14 protein-coding genes are annotated in these 14,177 nt (G+C 57.5%); 1 reads left to right on the plus strand and 13 read right to left on the minus strand.

Annotated features, from left to right (window positions below; genetic code table 11):
- Nucleotides 1-4 precede the first annotated feature (4 nt).
- From G6L28_RS14615 to G6L28_RS14655, 9 genes are all read right to left on the minus strand, one after another.
- Nucleotides 5-1,087 (minus strand): branched-chain amino acid ABC transporter permease, encoded by a 1,083-nt coding sequence (locus G6L28_RS14615; protein ID WP_174064546.1) that lies wholly within the window; start codon nucleotides 1,085-1,087, stop codon nucleotides 5-7.
- Between the two features lie 3 nt (nucleotides 1,088-1,090).
- Complete coding sequence (locus tag G6L28_RS14620) at nucleotides 1,091-1,996, minus strand: branched-chain amino acid ABC transporter permease (RefSeq protein WP_174064547.1); 906 nt, start codon at nucleotides 1,994-1,996, stop codon at nucleotides 1,091-1,093.
- Between the two features lies 1 nt (nucleotide 1,997).
- The gene (locus tag G6L28_RS14625; protein ID WP_174064548.1) at nucleotides 1,998-2,732 is read right to left on the minus strand and encodes an ABC transporter ATP-binding protein; all 735 of its coding nucleotides are present in this window, start codon (nucleotides 2,730-2,732) and stop codon (nucleotides 1,998-2,000) included.
- Entirely contained in the window at nucleotides 2,732-3,481 is a 750-nt protein-coding gene (locus G6L28_RS14630) for an ABC transporter ATP-binding protein (RefSeq protein ID WP_174064549.1), read from the minus strand. The genes G6L28_RS14625 and G6L28_RS14630 overlap by 1 nt, the downstream gene beginning before the upstream one ends.
- Nucleotides 3,482-3,739: 258 nt before the next feature.
- Complete coding sequence (locus G6L28_RS14635) at nucleotides 3,740-4,711, minus strand: biotin-dependent carboxyltransferase family protein (RefSeq protein ID WP_174064550.1); 972 nt, start codon at nucleotides 4,709-4,711, stop codon at nucleotides 3,740-3,742.
- Nucleotides 4,701-5,576 (minus strand): 5-oxoprolinase subunit B family protein, encoded by an 876-nt coding sequence (locus G6L28_RS14640; RefSeq protein ID WP_174064551.1) that lies wholly within the window; start codon nucleotides 5,574-5,576, stop codon nucleotides 4,701-4,703. Before G6L28_RS14640 ends, G6L28_RS14635 begins: the two co-directional genes overlap by 11 nt.
- A gap of 12 nt (nucleotides 5,577-5,588) precedes the next feature.
- On the minus strand, nucleotides 5,589-6,953 hold the full coding sequence (locus G6L28_RS14645; protein WP_174064552.1) for an acetyl-CoA carboxylase biotin carboxylase subunit: 1,365 nt from the start codon (nucleotides 6,951-6,953) through the stop codon (nucleotides 5,589-5,591).
- Complete coding sequence (locus G6L28_RS14650; RefSeq protein WP_174064553.1) at nucleotides 6,953-7,186, minus strand: acetyl-CoA carboxylase; 234 nt, start codon at nucleotides 7,184-7,186, stop codon at nucleotides 6,953-6,955. Before G6L28_RS14650 ends, G6L28_RS14645 begins: the two co-directional genes overlap by 1 nt.
- Nucleotides 7,187-7,258: 72 nt before the next feature.
- On the minus strand, nucleotides 7,259-7,981 hold the full coding sequence (locus G6L28_RS14655) for a LamB/YcsF family protein (protein ID WP_174064554.1): 723 nt from the start codon (nucleotides 7,979-7,981) through the stop codon (nucleotides 7,259-7,261).
- A 136-nt stretch (nucleotides 7,982-8,117) separates the two neighbouring features.
- On the opposite strand from G6L28_RS14655, the gene G6L28_RS14660 reads away from it, so the two are divergent.
- Nucleotides 8,118-9,023, plus strand: coding sequence for a LysR family transcriptional regulator (locus G6L28_RS14660; RefSeq protein WP_174064555.1), 906 nt, complete (start codon nucleotides 8,118-8,120; stop codon nucleotides 9,021-9,023).
- A 4-nt stretch (nucleotides 9,024-9,027) separates the two neighbouring features.
- On the opposite strand, the gene G6L28_RS14665 is transcribed toward G6L28_RS14660, so the two are convergent.
- Genes G6L28_RS14665 through G6L28_RS14680 form a run of 4 tightly spaced genes read right to left on the minus strand, consistent with a single transcriptional unit; the run spans nucleotide 9,028 to nucleotide 14,144 of the window.
- On the minus strand, nucleotides 9,028-10,410 hold the full coding sequence (locus tag G6L28_RS14665) for an aspartate aminotransferase family protein (protein ID WP_174064556.1): 1,383 nt from the start codon (nucleotides 10,408-10,410) through the stop codon (nucleotides 9,028-9,030).
- A 47-nt stretch (nucleotides 10,411-10,457) separates the two neighbouring features.
- Nucleotides 10,458-12,827 carry a xanthine dehydrogenase family protein molybdopterin-binding subunit gene (locus tag G6L28_RS14670; protein WP_174064557.1) on the minus strand — a complete coding sequence of 790 codons (2,370 nt, stop codon included), beginning with the start codon at nucleotides 12,825-12,827 and terminating at the stop codon, nucleotides 10,458-10,460.
- Nucleotides 12,820-13,293: a (2Fe-2S)-binding protein gene (locus G6L28_RS14675; protein WP_174064558.1), complete on the minus strand. Its 474-nt coding sequence runs from the start codon at nucleotides 13,291-13,293 to the stop codon at nucleotides 12,820-12,822. The genes G6L28_RS14670 and G6L28_RS14675 overlap by 8 nt, the downstream gene beginning before the upstream one ends.
- Entirely contained in the window at nucleotides 13,290-14,144 is an 855-nt protein-coding gene (locus tag G6L28_RS14680; protein WP_174064559.1) for an FAD binding domain-containing protein, read from the minus strand. The genes G6L28_RS14675 and G6L28_RS14680 overlap by 4 nt, the downstream gene beginning before the upstream one ends.
- Nucleotides 14,145-14,177 lie beyond the last annotated feature (33 nt).

The raw sequence follows: 14,177 nt of genomic DNA on the forward strand, positions 1-14,177 counted from the left end.
TCGGCTATTTGTTGTGACTGCGACGAAACAAGGTGATTTCGCGATTGCCTATCAAACCAGTGGGACGAAGCGCGAGGATCACGATCATGATGACCCCGAGGGCTATCTCCTGAAGCCCCTTGGGAAGGGCGAGGGTGATGCTGCCTAACGGGACACCGGCCTCAAGCGTGCGAAGTGCCTGAATGAGAGCGGAGAGAAGGACCACGCCAATCACCGCGCCGGACAGGCTGCTCATGCCACCGACGACGAGCATGGAAAGCGTGATGAAGGTGAGGCCGAGATAGAACGTATCGGGCGTAACGACGCCGATCGAATGCGCCATCAGCGCACCACCAAGCCCCATGACGGCACCTGAGATGGTGAAAGCGACCAGCCGTTCCTTGGGAATATCGACGCCAGAAGCCGCCGCCGCCGTTGGTTCATCACGCGCCGCACGCAGCGCCAAACCGGAGCGGGAGATGGCATGCGCCCAGGCGATGAAGATCGCGATGACCGCTGCGATCATATAGGGCCAGATGGTGCGCACGATAGGGATGCCGACAACCGATGATGTTGCGCCGGTTACATCTTCCCAGTTGGAGTAAATGGTGTTGATCATCGCCAGAACCGCGAATGTCGCGATGGAAGCGGCGATACCCGAAAGCCGCATCAACACGCGCCCGAAGATAAGCGCTACGACACCCGCAAACAACGAAGCAATTAAAGCCGATTGCCAATAGGGCAAGCGGGTCTCCAGCAACCATTGCGGCAGGCCGGGAAGAGCGCTTTTCTTCATGATCGGATTAATGGTGAGCCACGCGGCGGCATAGGCACCGAGACACGTGAACCCGATATGTCCGAAGCTGAGCACGCCGGAATTGCCGATGAAAATATAAAGGCCAACCACGAGCGTCACGCGAACGAAGACATCGATGACGGCTTGATTGAACGGCTTCGATCCAGTCATCACCGTCAGCCAGGCAATCAACACCATCATTAGTGACAGCAGGATAGGCGTCATGATGGTTCGGCGCGCAAGGGAAAAGGGTGCGGGCTTCTGCGGTGCCGCAAGTTCGGCGGCCACAATAGGGGCGGTTACAACAGTCATAGATCAGACCCTTTCCTTGGTGCCGCGCGCGGCAATCAGGCCCTGCGGGCGGAAGAGGAGGATGAGGATGACTGCGCCATAGACGAAGGCATCACGGAAAGGACGGGCATCGACCGGCAGGACGACCTGCATCACCACGGAAGCTGCACCGAGCAGGAAACCGGCAAGTACAGCCCCGCCAAGACTGCCGAGACCGCCAATGACGGTGGCGATGAACGCCATCAACATGATCGATGCACCCATCTGGATATCAGCCGTACCTGTTTGGCTGCCGAAGATGAGAGCGATAGCACCGGCGAGAGCACCGGACAGGGCGAAAGCACCCATGATGACGCGGTTTGCACGCACGCCAAGCATGCGGGCCATGTTGAAGTTTTCAGCCGCCGCCCTCATTTCCAGGCCGAAGCGGGTACGCCGTAGGAACAGCGAAAGCCCGATAAGGATAAGAACAGTGGCGATGATGGTGATCAATTGCAGAAGCGGCAGGCGCGCGCCGAATATTTCCACAGGCTGCGACAACATCGGTAGCAGGGAAATGGATTTGGGCCTGCTGGTGAACAGCATCAGCAGGAAATAACGGATGACGAAACCGAGTGCGAACGAAGCGATCATCATCGTTGCCGGACTGGCGCGCCGGAACCGACGAAATACGACGATCTCGCACAGCACGGACAGACCAGCACCGACGATGAGGACAAATGGCACAAGCAGATACCAAGGCATATGACCGGCAAACACGATTGCCATCGCATCCGTAGACGGCCAAAGCAGTGCAAAAATGCAGAAGGCGATAACATCGCCATGGGCGAAGTTGACCAGACGCATGACACCGAAGATCAGCGCGATGCCGAGCGCACCGAGCGCATAAAGCGAGCCGAGGGACAGCGAGTCGAAAACAATCTGTAACATCTCAGTGATCCTCGTAACCGAAATAGGCGGCTTGAATGGCCTCGCTGTTGCCGAGTGTGCGGGCATCTCCATCAAGGACGATTTCGCCTCCGCGCATGAGGATCATGCGACCCCCCACCATTACGGCGCGGGCCGAGCTTTGCTCGACGATCAGCAGCGTCAGACGCCGCTGTGCCTGTAGGGCAATCAACCGCTCGTAAACCTGATCCGTAATGTTTGGAGCAAGACCAAGGGACGGCTCATCGATTGCGACCAAACGCGGATTGGTCATGAGCGCACGACCGATGACAAGCATCTGCTGCTGGCCGCCGGAAAGAAGACCAGCCTGACCGTTGCGGCGTTCCTTCAAAATGGGAAAGGTAGCATAAACCGCTTCCAGCTCGCTTGCGGCGCGGCTGCGCGAACCACGGTCCCGCGAATGCATTCCGGTGCCGACCAGAAGGTTTTCTTCGATGGTCAGTGAGCCAAATACTTCGCGGCCTTCTGGCACCATGGAAAATCCAAGCCGCGCTATGTCTTCAGGTGCCTTGCCAGTAATATCCTGACCGGAAAAATCGACACGACCCGCCGCGGCCGGTGTAACACCGGCAATGGAGCGCATAAGGGAGGATTTGCCAGCGCCGTTCGGGCCTGTGATGAAGAGAATTTCGCCCTCATTCATGGAGAAAGATACGCCGCGCACGGCGGTCAGTCTGCCATAACGTATTGCAATATCGGAGACTGCAAGGATGCTCATTACATGGCCTCGATGATTGGCAGATTTGTTTCAGCGGCCGTTCCCATGTACGCATGCCGCACTTTTTCACTTTCACGGATGGCGGTAGGTTTGCCTTCTTCGATCACGGCACCGGAATCCAGCACCACGATGTGGTCACAAAGGCCAAGGACAAGGCCGACATTGTGTTCGATAATCAGAACGCCGCAGCCAAGATCGCGAGCTATGCGACGCACGAGGCCTGAAAGATCGGCGGCTTCGTGGCTGCTCATTCCCGCGGCGGGTTCATCGAGAAGAATATATTCAGGGCGACCCATCAGGGCGCGGCCAATGGCAACACGGCGCTCATCGGTGTAAGGCAGCGTTCCGGCAATGCGTGACCCGAGCGTGCCGATGCCCATCCAGTCCAGCATCGCTTGCGCTTCTGCCACTGCCGCACGTCTGCTCATGCCGAGACCAACGCCTGTCACTTCCAGATTGTCGATAACGGGCAGATCCTTGAACAGGCGGCCGCCCTGAAACGTGCGGGCAATGCCGCGACGCCGCACCATATGCGGCTTCAACCCGCCAAGCGATGTACCGTCCAGTTTCACGGCGCCATCTGTTGGTGCTTGAAATCCGGTTAAAACATTGACCAGCGTTGTCTTGCCGGCACCGTTAGGGCCAATCAGCCCGCTGATATGTCCAGGCGTGATGTCGAGCGTGACCGACGACAGAGCCTTGAGCCCCGCAAAGGCCACGGAGACATTTTCCGCAGTGAGATGACCCATTTCCCTGTTCCTTACGTTGTCTCAGGAAAGGGCACGCGGAACCGGACCGTGGTACGGCCTCAAGGTTCCTGCGATGTTCCCCTTTATATTCCGGCAATCTCTGCGGATTGCTCGGCTACCAAATTCACGCCGTTTGACGGCCTAGTCTTGTCGTTGTGCGCGCCGGATTTAGTCATCTGGCGCGGCGGAGAGCCAGCTTTGGCTGACCGAACCCCTCCCGTTCGTTTTCCAGTTCCTCTACTGGAAAATTCTAACCGCTTAGGCGGTCAGAAAATCTTCTGCCCTTGCAAGAGCGGCACGGCGATCTGCGCGTGCAGCAAGCGCTTCCTCAAGGCTCACGGGCGTAAATTGCGCCGGCGTATGCGGCTGCATCTGCGCAATCCGGTCCATATCTGCCGAGATGACGACGCCAAGCATCATGTAACCGCCACCCGAAACCGCATCGCGGTGCAGAACAATCGGCTCTGTTCCGCTCGGCACCTGAATTGATCCATATGGATAGCAGGCATCGACAATATTGGATGGGTCTGAGCCTGCACCAAACGGCTGTTCGCGCGGTATGAATTCAAGCGGTGTGCCACCGCGGAAACGATAGCCGATGCGATCCGCTTCGGGTGCCACTTTCCAGGTATCCTCGAAAAAGCGCTTTCCGGCAGCTTCCGTAATTCGGTGCCAGTAAATGCCCGGAAGCATTCTCAGCTCCGGTGATTGCGCATCGAGACCACGCAGTTCAAGTGGCAGCGTCAATCCGGTTTTGCCTTGACCTGTCCCAATTGGAAGCTCATCACCAGCTTGGAGTACGCGGCCTTCGAAGCCACCGAGAGCGCCCAGAACGTAGGTCGATCGTGATCCCAGCACGACAGGAACGTCTATGCCGCCAGAAATTGCGATATAGGCCCGGGCACCGGATTTGAGATAGCCAAACGTCAGGCGGTCTCCGGATTTCACCGTGAAGCTTTCCCATGTCGGCTGTTCCATGCCGTTGACCTTCGGCGGCAGTTCACCACCGGTAATCGCAACGATTGCCGGTGCGGTAAACTCAAGTTCCGGTCCCATGAACGTAACTTCCAGCACCGCGGCACCCGGATCATTACCCACCAGCAGATTTGCAATGCGGGTGGAAAAACGATCCATGCCGCCGCCTTCAGGAATGCCGGAATGATAATAACCAGGGCGACCCAGGTCCTGAACCGATGTGGAAAGGCCGGGAGTGATGACTTTAACGGCCATTGAGAAGCTCCATCAGTTTGGTGTTGGTGCCTAAAATGTCCTTGTTGAAATCGGTCAGGCTAAAGGTGCAATCCTGCGCCGTCGGTTGCCAGCGATTTGCGTCGATCTCCTCCAGCGTTGCATCATATTCATCACGGGTAATCGACTTGAACTTCACGATATCGCCCGGCTTGAACAGACACATTTCATCGGTCAGATAGCGCACCTTGCGCGTCGGATCGTAGATCGGGGCCGGTGTGACACCGTACATCTGGTAACCACCGGCACCGCGCACCGAATAGATCGCTGCAAAGCAACCGCCATGGCCGACGGTTAGTTTTGGTGTGTCGGTGCGGGGCCGCAGATATTTTGGCGCCTCGATCTGCTTCTTGCGCTCGACCATCTGATAAAGCCAGGGCAGACCAGCGACAAAGCCAACCATCGAGACGAACCAGGGCTGGCCGGAATAGGCAGCGATGAATTCATCCACTGTCGCGTAGCCGTTAATGCGGGCCGAATATTCAAGATCGGTCGAGCTTGGGTCCTGATGACGCTCCCGAAAACGCGCGCCGGTTTCGTGGGTCCACGGGTCCTGAAAATACACCGGCAATTCGATGATCCGTGTCTTCAACGCAGCATCGGATTTCGACGCCGCATCCTCCATGGATTTGAGTTCTTTCAACAGGTCATGAGGTGAGATCACGTCCGGGTCGAAGCGTATCTGGAAGCTGGCATTGGCGGGGCAGGTTTCCGTTACACCGCGAATACCCGCTTGCCGCACGGCATTGATCATCGACAAGCCGGTGAAAAACGAGGCCAGCGACATGTCTTCGGACACTTCCCCGAAGATGTGTTCGTCGCCGCCGAAGTTGAATCGTATCGACATCGGTTCTCCTTTTCAGCCGGCAAGCGCCGCTGCGTTTTCGGTAAGCCAACCTTCCAGCCAGCGTGTATGCACGTCTCCGGCCTGCACCGCGGGATCAGCGGCAAGCGCCATGAATAGCGGCTTTGTCGTTTTCATCCCGGCAATTTCGAGTTCGTTCAGCGCCCGCTTCAAGCGGACGATTGCCGCGTCCCGCGTCTCGCCGTGAACGATGAGTTTTGCCAGAAGAGAATCGTAGAACGGCGGGATTTGATAGCCATTGTAAAGCATGGAATCGAAACGAACGCCGGGGCCTCCAGGTATGCGCAGATTATCGACCTTGCCCGGGAACGGTGCGAAATCTTTCGACGGGTCTTCCGCATTGAGACGCACTTCAATGGCGTGACCCTTGACCTTTATGTCATCCTGCGAAAGCCGCAACGGCTCACCACCCGCAATCCGCAGCATCTCCGCCACGAGATCGATCCCGGTGATTGCTTCGGTCACAGGGTGTTCCACCTGAATACGAGTATTCATTTCGATGAAGTAAAATTGGTCGGCGATATCGTCGTAGAGATATTCGATCGTGCCTGCACCGGAATAGGAGACGGCCTTTGCAAGTGCGACTGCGGATGCGCAAAGTTCTTCTCGCAAGGCATCGGAAAGTGCCCGCGAGGGCGCTTCTTCCCATACCTTCTGGCGTCGGCGCTGCAACGAGCATTCCCGCTCATAACAATGAATGGCGTTATGGCCATCTGCCAGAATTTGCACCTCGATATGACGGGCGCGTCCAATGACCTTTTCCATATAAAGGCCGCCGTCACCAAAGGCGGCGAGCGCTTCGGCCTGCGCCTGCGGATAGGCCTGCTCGAATTCGGCAAGGGAATTGGCGATGCGGATGCCGCGACCACCGCCACCGGCGGCAGCCTTGATCATCACCGGGAAGCCCGTTTCCGTCAGCACATTCCGGGCCTCATCAATGCTTTCCACGCGCCCCGCAGAGCCGGGAACAACTGGAACACCCGCAGCCGCAGCGGCATTGCGCGCCGAAACCTTGTCGCCCATCAAGCGGATGGCGTTACCGGAGGGGCCGACGAACACAAGCTCCGCTGCGGTGACCGCATCCGAAAATTCCGCATTTTCCGCCAGAAACCCATAACCGGGATGTACGCTGTCACATCCCGTATCACGCGCCGACGTCAGCAGCGCCTCCATATTCAGGTAGGATTTCTTGGCGGCGGGTGGACCGATGTTTACGGCTTCATCGGCCAGTTGCACATGCAGCGCATCTGCGTCGGCAGCGGAATAGACGGCAACGGTCGCAATACCAAGGTCTTGGGCGGCACGGATCACCCGCACCGCAATCTCACCCCTGTTGGCGATCAGCAGTTTTTTCAGCATCAGCCGAGTTCCGCAAGTGGTGCGCCCGCCATGACAGGGTCTTCATTATCCACGAGGAAGTTGATGCTAGTGCCTGCCACGTCAGACCTGACTTCGTGAAAGGATTTCATCACTTCGATGAGGCCGATCACATCACCCACCAAGACCTCGGCTCCATCCGCTTTCAACGGCGGCTGGCCGGGTGCTGCACTGCGGTAGAATGTTCCGGGAAGTGGCGAAAGAATCTGTGTCATGGCAAGGCTCTCCGAATCCGACGATGCAAGATGAATGCAGGCAATTGGGCCGCCGCGTGGCGGCGATCGATGTCAGTGCCAGGGCGCGATTGCGCTACGCACGGTCTTCGCAATATCGATGGCGTTCGGCGTATCGGAATGAACGCAGATCGTTTCACATCGAACCGGGAAGAAACTGCCGTCGTTCGCGGTACCCTTATTATCATTCAGGGCGCGGACACAGCGTTCAGCCATCAACTCAGGGTCTTTGGCATCGTGTTCGCGTGTGACGATCAGAATGCCGCCGGGGGCATAATCCAGATCCGCATAATATTCCGCAACGAACTTGATGCCACGTTGCTGATAGACCGTTTCATGCAGGGTATCGGTCATGCCAAACAATGGCACGTCGAAGATTTCAGCCACATCGCAAATACCGTGCGCAATCTCTTCTTGCCGAGCGGCCATGCCGTAGAGGCTGCCATGTGGTTTGATGTGGTGAAGGGGCATGTTTTCGGCTTTCAGAAAGCCCATCAATGCGCCGACCTGATAGAGAACGCAGTTGGCGATCTCCTCGCGGCTCATCTTCATCTCACGCCGACCGAAACCCTGAAGGTCTGGAAGCGATGGATGTGCGCCGACCTTGACGCCGTTTTCTTTCGCACGGCGAACGGTCGCTCGCATGTGGTTAGGATCGGATGCATGGAAACCACAGGCGACGTTGGCAACATCGATCAGCGGCATCATGCCGGCATCATCACCCAGTCGGTAGAGCCCAAAGCTCTCCCCCATGTCACAGTTCAGCGTGACGCTCATGATAGTCGAACCCCTTATTATGCTGCCGTCTTTGCGGCGTTGCACAATTCTTGTCTGAGGTTTTGCCTCTTGTGAAATAGTAATTTTTTTATTGTATTATTGAAAAAACTGATAATTGTTTAGAGGGCGTGTAGGTATGGGCATCACATTGAAACAGCTCGATTATTTCATCGCCTCAGCTGAAAGTGGGCAGGTCAGCCATGCCGCCGTCAACCTCAACATCTCTCAATCCGCGGTCACCGCAGCGATCAAATCGCTTGAGGATGAGCTGGGCGTGAAGCTGTTGGAGCGCACACATGCTGGGGTGCGGCTGACGATGGAGGGGGCACGTTTTCTGGAGCATGCCCGCATCATCACTGGCGCGGTGGCAGCGGCCGTGCGAAGTCCGCTACGTGAACGGGAGAGCGTCTCCGGCAAACTGACGCTTGGAATGACCTACACCGTCACCGGTTATTTCATGTCCAAGTATTATGCGCGCTTCCGCAAAACCTATCCTCAAATCTCTGTCGAGTTGAAAGAACTTCCGCGTGTTGAGCTTGAGCGGCAGTTGGCGCGGGGACAACTTGATATCGCGCTGATGCTGGTTTCAAATCTCGCCAATACGCAGGAGCTGGAACAGGAGCTTTTGATGCGATCAAGCAGGCGCTTATGGCTGTCATCGGATCACCATCTGCTATCGCGCAACGAAATCAGTCTGGCGGATGTGTCGGAGGAAGACTACGTCATGTTGACCGTGGACGAGGCCAACCAGACGGCGGGGAGATACTGGGATCAAGCGGGATACCAGCCGCGCACCGTGCTGACCACAAGCTCTGTAGAAGCTGTGCGCTCACTCGTCGCGGCAGGCGTTGGCGTGACCATTTTGTCGGATATGGTCTATCGCCCATGGTCGCTGGAAGGGCAGCGTATCGAGCTGCGGCGGCTGGTGGAAACCATTCCGAGCATGGATGTCGGTCTTGCCTGGGCACGGGCTCGGCCTATCAAGTCCGCAGCCGCAACCTTTCGGGCCTTCATGTCCGTCACCATGGGCGGCGGCGGATAGTGCTTTAAACCAGACCTTCTGCGGCAACTGCGGCGGGCAGTCGGCTCAACGTGCGGCGCATTCGGACCATGATTTCGTCCACATCATCCGAGGTGACGATCAAAGGTGGGCAAAGAGCAAGCTGATCGCCGATGGCGCGGAAAATCAGGCCTTCTTCATGACCGATGACCGACGCAAGTGCGCCCGCCTTGCCGATTTTCTCGAAAGGCCGCCGCTTTGCCTTGTCGGCCACCAACTCGACAGCGCCGATCAGCCCCGCACCGCGAGCTTCACCCACAAGTGGATGATCTGTGAAGGATTGTAGTCCAGCGTGGAACTGTGCTTCCAGCCGCGCCGCATTGCCTATCAAATCGCGCTCTTCGATAATCGCTATGTTTTCAAGCGCAACGGCGGATGCGACGGGGTGGCCGGACGCTGTAAAACCATGACCGAAAGCGCCGATCTTTTCAGAATTGTCAGCAATGGCCTGATAGATGGCGTCGGAGAACATCACCGCCGCAAACGGCATATATGACGAGGTGATCTGCTTCGATAGCGTCATGATGTCCGGCGTGAAGCGGTATTTCTGGCAACCAACGGGCGTTCCCAGACGTCCAAACCCGCAGATCACCTCATCGGAAACAATCAGAATATCATTGGCACGGCATATGCGCTCGACACCTTCCCAATATCCTGCTGGTGGCGGTAAAACTCCGCCCGCCGACATCAAAGGTTCGCCGATGAATGCGGCGATCGTATCAGCGCCTTCCTTCTCGATAACGGCCGCAAGTTCGGCAAGCAGCCTGGCCGTGAACGCTGCCTCATCTTCACCTTCCACGCCGAAACGATAAAAATGCGGGCAGGTCAGATGATGAACCGGAATGGCAGGCAAGTCGAAGTCGCGGTGATTGATAGGTAGGCCGGTCAAACTTCCGGAAGCAATCGTAATCCCGTGATAGCCTTTGATACGCGACAGAAACTTTTTTTTCTGAGGGCGGCCCAGTGCATTGTTCATATACCAGACCATCTTCACGATGGTATCGTTGGCTTCCGAGCCGGATGAGGTGAAAAATGCACGGGTGATGTTTGCGGGCGTCATTTCCACCAGCTTTTCAGCCAGCCGGATAGATGGCTCATGCGATTTGGATGAGAAGGTGTGGTAGTAAGGAAGCTTCAGCATCTGCTTGTAGGCCGCTTCTGCCAGACGAGGCTCTGAAAAGCCCACTGCAACGGACCAGAGGCCAGCAAGCCCCTCGATATATTCCTTGCCGCGATCATCATAGACACGAATGCCATCACCGCGTTCCATCACCAGCGGACCCGTTCGCTCATGCTGACGCAGATTGGTGTTCGGATGCATCACGGACGCGATGTCGGCGGCGGCAAGAGAATTGGAAATCACGGTCATGTCAATCTCATTGGCTGGAGCAAACTGTAGTGGTTGTCGTTGATTTTTTATGCCAGCGGCGACGTCTTCATATCCAGCGTATTTGCCGTCCAAATCTCGGCAATATGCGTGTGCGCGATAGCAGGCTCGACGTCTTTAAGCAGGCGCAGCACGCGCGGAGGGGTTAGTGGCAGGCGAGAGACCGGCTTGCCGATGGCGCGGGAAACAGCACAGGCGATGGCCGAGCCAACGGCGAGAATCGGCACCTCACCCGCGCCTTTCGTGCCAAGTGGACCCATAGAAGGCGCGCCTTCGTAAAGATCGGCAACGATAGGGATAACATCCTGCGCCAACGGGACGCGGTAGGTTTCAAAACCATCCTGCGCGATGCGGCCATCATCTGTGATTGTAACTTCTTCGTGCAGTGCATAACCAAATCCCTGCACCACGCCGCCCTGTATCTGGCCCATGATGGCGCGTGGGTTAAGGGCGCGGCCAACATCCTGCACCACGCGATAAGCCAGAACTTCGACGTGGCCGGTATCTGGATCAACGGCCACTTCGGCCTCGTGCACCACAAAGACGGGAATATCCAGCGCATCGATAAAATGGCCCATGGCGCAGCCAGACATTGCCGGGGTGTTTTTGGCCGTAAAGCTTCCGGTGCCGGTAATCGGCCCGGTGGTTGCCTGCGCATGCGCGACAACGGCAGGTATTGCCACGCCAGAACCCGGACGTCCCGCAATTTCCACACGCCCGTCGCGCAATATCAGATCTTTCGGCGCGGTCTGAAGCATTTCTCCAGCAGTGCGCAACAGTTTCTCTTTCACCTCCGTCGATGCACCAATGCTGGCGGCGCCGATTGAGACCGTTGTTCGACCGCCACCCACACCAACATCGAGGCCAGCCGCATCCGTATCGGCCTCCTTGACCACTACCTGATCTGGTGTCAATCCGAGTTGACCCGCAACGATCTGGGGCAGGGACTGTGTCATCGTGCCAGACCCGATTTCGACACCGGATGTGACGAGTGTGGCACTGCCATCCGCGTTCATGTTGACCGTCGCGGCAGATGGGCCGACGAAGATGAACCACGTTCCCAGCGTGGTCGCGCGACCGTAAAGACGTCCATCGGCCTTATGGTCAACGGTTCCCGTTTTTACGCGTAACTCATCCATGCGCTCGAGCATCGGGCGCAGCACATTGCCTTCGAACACTTGGCCGGTCGGCCCTAGATCACCATCACCCAGCACATTGCGCTTGCGAAACTCGATGGGATCCATGCCGATTGCAGCGCAAATCTCGTCAGTGTGCCGTTCGAGCGCAAAGCCGTTATAAACGCCATTGCAGGCGCGGAAGGCACCATTGGGTGGGGTGTTGGTGTAGACCGCTCGGCTGACCAACCGCGCCGCGCCCAGCCGGTAGGTGCCGCCGAGCGTGTGCGAGGTCATGGTGGTGAGAAACACCTGTTCTCCACCATAGGCACCACAATCCATCAAAACCACGGCCTCACGACCCACGATCTCGCCATCCGCCGTCACAGCCGAGCGAATTTTGATCTCCGCGTTTTCCCGGCACAGACAAGTCGCCATTTCCTCCTGCCGGGTGTTTTCCAGCATTACGCTCCGCCCGGTCATGCGTGCCAGAAGCGCTGTTATCGGCTCGATAGATGCGTCGAATTTCAAGCCGAAGGCTCCGCCGACTGGCGGCACGGTGACGCGCACCCGACCTGGCGGCAATTGCATGACGCGGCCAGTCACATTGCGAACAGTCCACGGCACCTGCGTCGAGGTCTGGATGTGGGCGCGCCCGTCTTCCCAGCTGCCAATCGCCACGCGTGGCTCAAATGGTACGTGGCTCTGCCTGCCAACTTCAAAGTTGCTTTCAACGATGGTTACATCTGATCGCGCAAAGGCGGCGTCGACATCACCCCGCACGGACTTTGCCTCCCATGCGATGTTGCCGGAGCGCAAGCCACCTTCATACAAAATCTCATATTTGCGCCAATCCTCGTGGACCAATCGAGCTCCCGGCGCAAGCGCAGCGGCCATAGTCAACACAGGTTCGAACGGTTCGATTTCGAGAATGATAGCGGCAAGTGCCGCGCGGGCTTCAGCCTCGTTTTCAGCGGCGATTGCGGCAATAGGCTCGCCGTTGTAGCGAATGGTATCGACGGCAAAAAGCGGATGGTCGGCAATGCCGATGCCGTAATTTTCCGGCGCGTCTGCCGCAGTAGCAATCGCCAGAACGCCGGGGCATTCCAGTGCAGCAGACACATCGAGCCGGACAATTCGGCCGCACGGGACGGTGGAACGCAACAGAATGGCGTGAACCGTATCAGGCCGTGCCCGATCATTGGTGTATTTGGTGCGTCCACGCAACTTGTCGCGGGCATCGCGCCGAGGCAGATTCATAACCGTCGTGGAAACATCAGCCATGTGCATGTTCTCCAGAGACGACGGACATCGCAGCATCTATGATCCGCTCATAGCCGGTGCATCGACAGATATTGCCCACCAGCGCCGCCTTGATATCGATCCGGCTCGCATCAGGATTATCCCGCAGGAAGTGCGAAAGGCTCATCACCATACCGGGGAAACACATTCCGCACTGAACGGTATCTGCCGCCTCGAATGCCGCTTGGAGCGGATGGAGCGGTCCATCCCCGCTCGACATGGACTCGATGGTGGTCACCTTGGCACCATCCAGCAAGCCGACAGGCCGGAGACAGGACATAACCGCTTCGCCGTCGACATGCACGGTACAGGCCCCACAAAAGCCTTCCCGACAAACGGCCTTCGTTCCCGTCAAAAATCGCTCACTGCGTAGCACGTCAACCAAAGGCGCCATGGGATCGCCATTGAAACGGCATTCGGAACCGTTGATGCGGAATGTCACGGTCATCGTGCGGCATCCTTCTGCAAAAGCACCTCCATGCTGCGGCGAATAAGCGTCGGCAGAACCTGCTGTCGATACCAACCATCAGCTTCAATGCCATCGCGGCCTTTGAAATCATCGCACTGGGTGGCAAGAAATTCTGCCATATCCGCGTTTGCGGGCTTGCCGTCAGTTTCTCCGGCAAAAGCCTCTTCAAGCCGGGTCCAGCGTCTTGCCACGTCCTCGACCGATCCCACCCCAATGCGTATGCGCCGCTGGGCGGAAAGAGCGACAGAGACGATGGCGACCGGATAGTCACCCGCGCGGCGCAGTGGCAGCCGCGCATGGGCGCTCGCAAGGTTATCGCGGGGCAGAATTATCTTCGTGATAATGGAATCGCCCAAAAGTTGTCGCCGGTTGGCCAGAAAGGATGCCACAGGGATACGCACCTGGGCACCGTCTGTCTGTAGTTCTACAAGAGCATCGACGGCCAGAAAGGCGGGCGCAAGGTCTGCGGCAGCAAAATCGGACGAACACAGGTTCCCGCCGATGGTTGCAGCACGGCGAATGGCGGGGTTGGCGGCACCTGTTGCAGCAGCAGCGACGGCCTCAAGTCCAGTGACGCTGGAAAGTGCCCGACCGAGCGCCTCGTGCGTAACCGCTGCACCGATGGTAATCTGATTGGCCTCAACGTCGATTGACGTGAAGCCGGGAACTGCGTGCAGTGACACGAGCGCTTGCGGAAGATTCAGTCCCTTCCTCATATCGCGCATCAACCATGTGCCACCGGCCAAAATCGCAGCGCCTTGCCGGCGTTCGGCAAGAGCTTCATCGATAGTGCCGGCAACGGTCAAAGACCGTTCCAGATTATCGAACATTGTTCTGTAACCCCTTCGCGTGCCGTCTTTTGC

It is taken from the genome of Agrobacterium larrymoorei, from assembly GCF_013322225.1.
Classification (GTDB): domain Bacteria; phylum Pseudomonadota; class Alphaproteobacteria; order Rhizobiales; family Rhizobiaceae; genus Agrobacterium; species Agrobacterium larrymoorei_A.

Excerpts from the sequence above, each read along its gene's own strand:
- G6L28_RS14660 (WP_174064555.1), top strand. The coding sequence starts at position 8,118 with ATGGGCATCACATTGAAACAGCTCGATTATTTCATCGCCTCAGCTGAA.
- G6L28_RS14630 (WP_174064549.1), bottom strand. The coding sequence starts at position 3,481 with ATGGGTCATCTCACTGCGGAAAATGTCTCCGTGGCCTTTGCGGGGCTC.
- G6L28_RS14615 (WP_174064546.1), bottom strand. The coding sequence starts at position 1,087 with ATGACTGTTGTAACCGCCCCTATTGTGGCCGCCGAACTTGCGGCACCG.
- G6L28_RS14665 (WP_174064556.1), bottom strand. The coding sequence starts at position 10,410 with ATGACCGTGATTTCCAATTCTCTTGCCGCCGCCGACATCGCGTCCGTG.
- G6L28_RS14620 (WP_174064547.1), bottom strand. The coding sequence starts at position 1,996 with ATGTTACAGATTGTTTTCGACTCGCTGTCCCTCGGCTCGCTTTATGCG.
- G6L28_RS14670 (WP_174064557.1), bottom strand. The coding sequence starts at position 12,827 with ATGGCTGATGTTTCCACGACGGTTATGAATCTGCCTCGGCGCGATGCC.
- G6L28_RS14625 (WP_174064548.1), bottom strand. The coding sequence starts at position 2,732 with ATGAGCATCCTTGCAGTCTCCGATATTGCAATACGTTATGGCAGACTG.
- G6L28_RS14645 (WP_174064552.1), bottom strand. The coding sequence starts at position 6,953 with ATGCTGAAAAAACTGCTGATCGCCAACAGGGGTGAGATTGCGGTGCGG.
- G6L28_RS14680 (WP_174064559.1), bottom strand. The coding sequence starts at position 14,144 with ATGTTCGATAATCTGGAACGGTCTTTGACCGTTGCCGGCACTATCGAT.
- G6L28_RS14635 (WP_174064550.1), bottom strand. The coding sequence starts at position 4,711 with ATGGCCGTTAAAGTCATCACTCCCGGCCTTTCCACATCGGTTCAGGAC.
- G6L28_RS14650 (WP_174064553.1), bottom strand. The coding sequence starts at position 7,186 with ATGACACAGATTCTTTCGCCACTTCCCGGAACATTCTACCGCAGTGCA.
- G6L28_RS14675 (WP_174064558.1), bottom strand. The coding sequence starts at position 13,293 with ATGACCGTGACATTCCGCATCAACGGTTCCGAATGCCGTTTCAATGGC.
- G6L28_RS14655 (WP_174064554.1), bottom strand. The coding sequence starts at position 7,981 with ATGAGCGTCACGCTGAACTGTGACATGGGGGAGAGCTTTGGGCTCTAC.
- G6L28_RS14640 (WP_174064551.1), bottom strand. The coding sequence starts at position 5,576 with ATGTCGATACGATTCAACTTCGGCGGCGACGAACACATCTTCGGGGAA.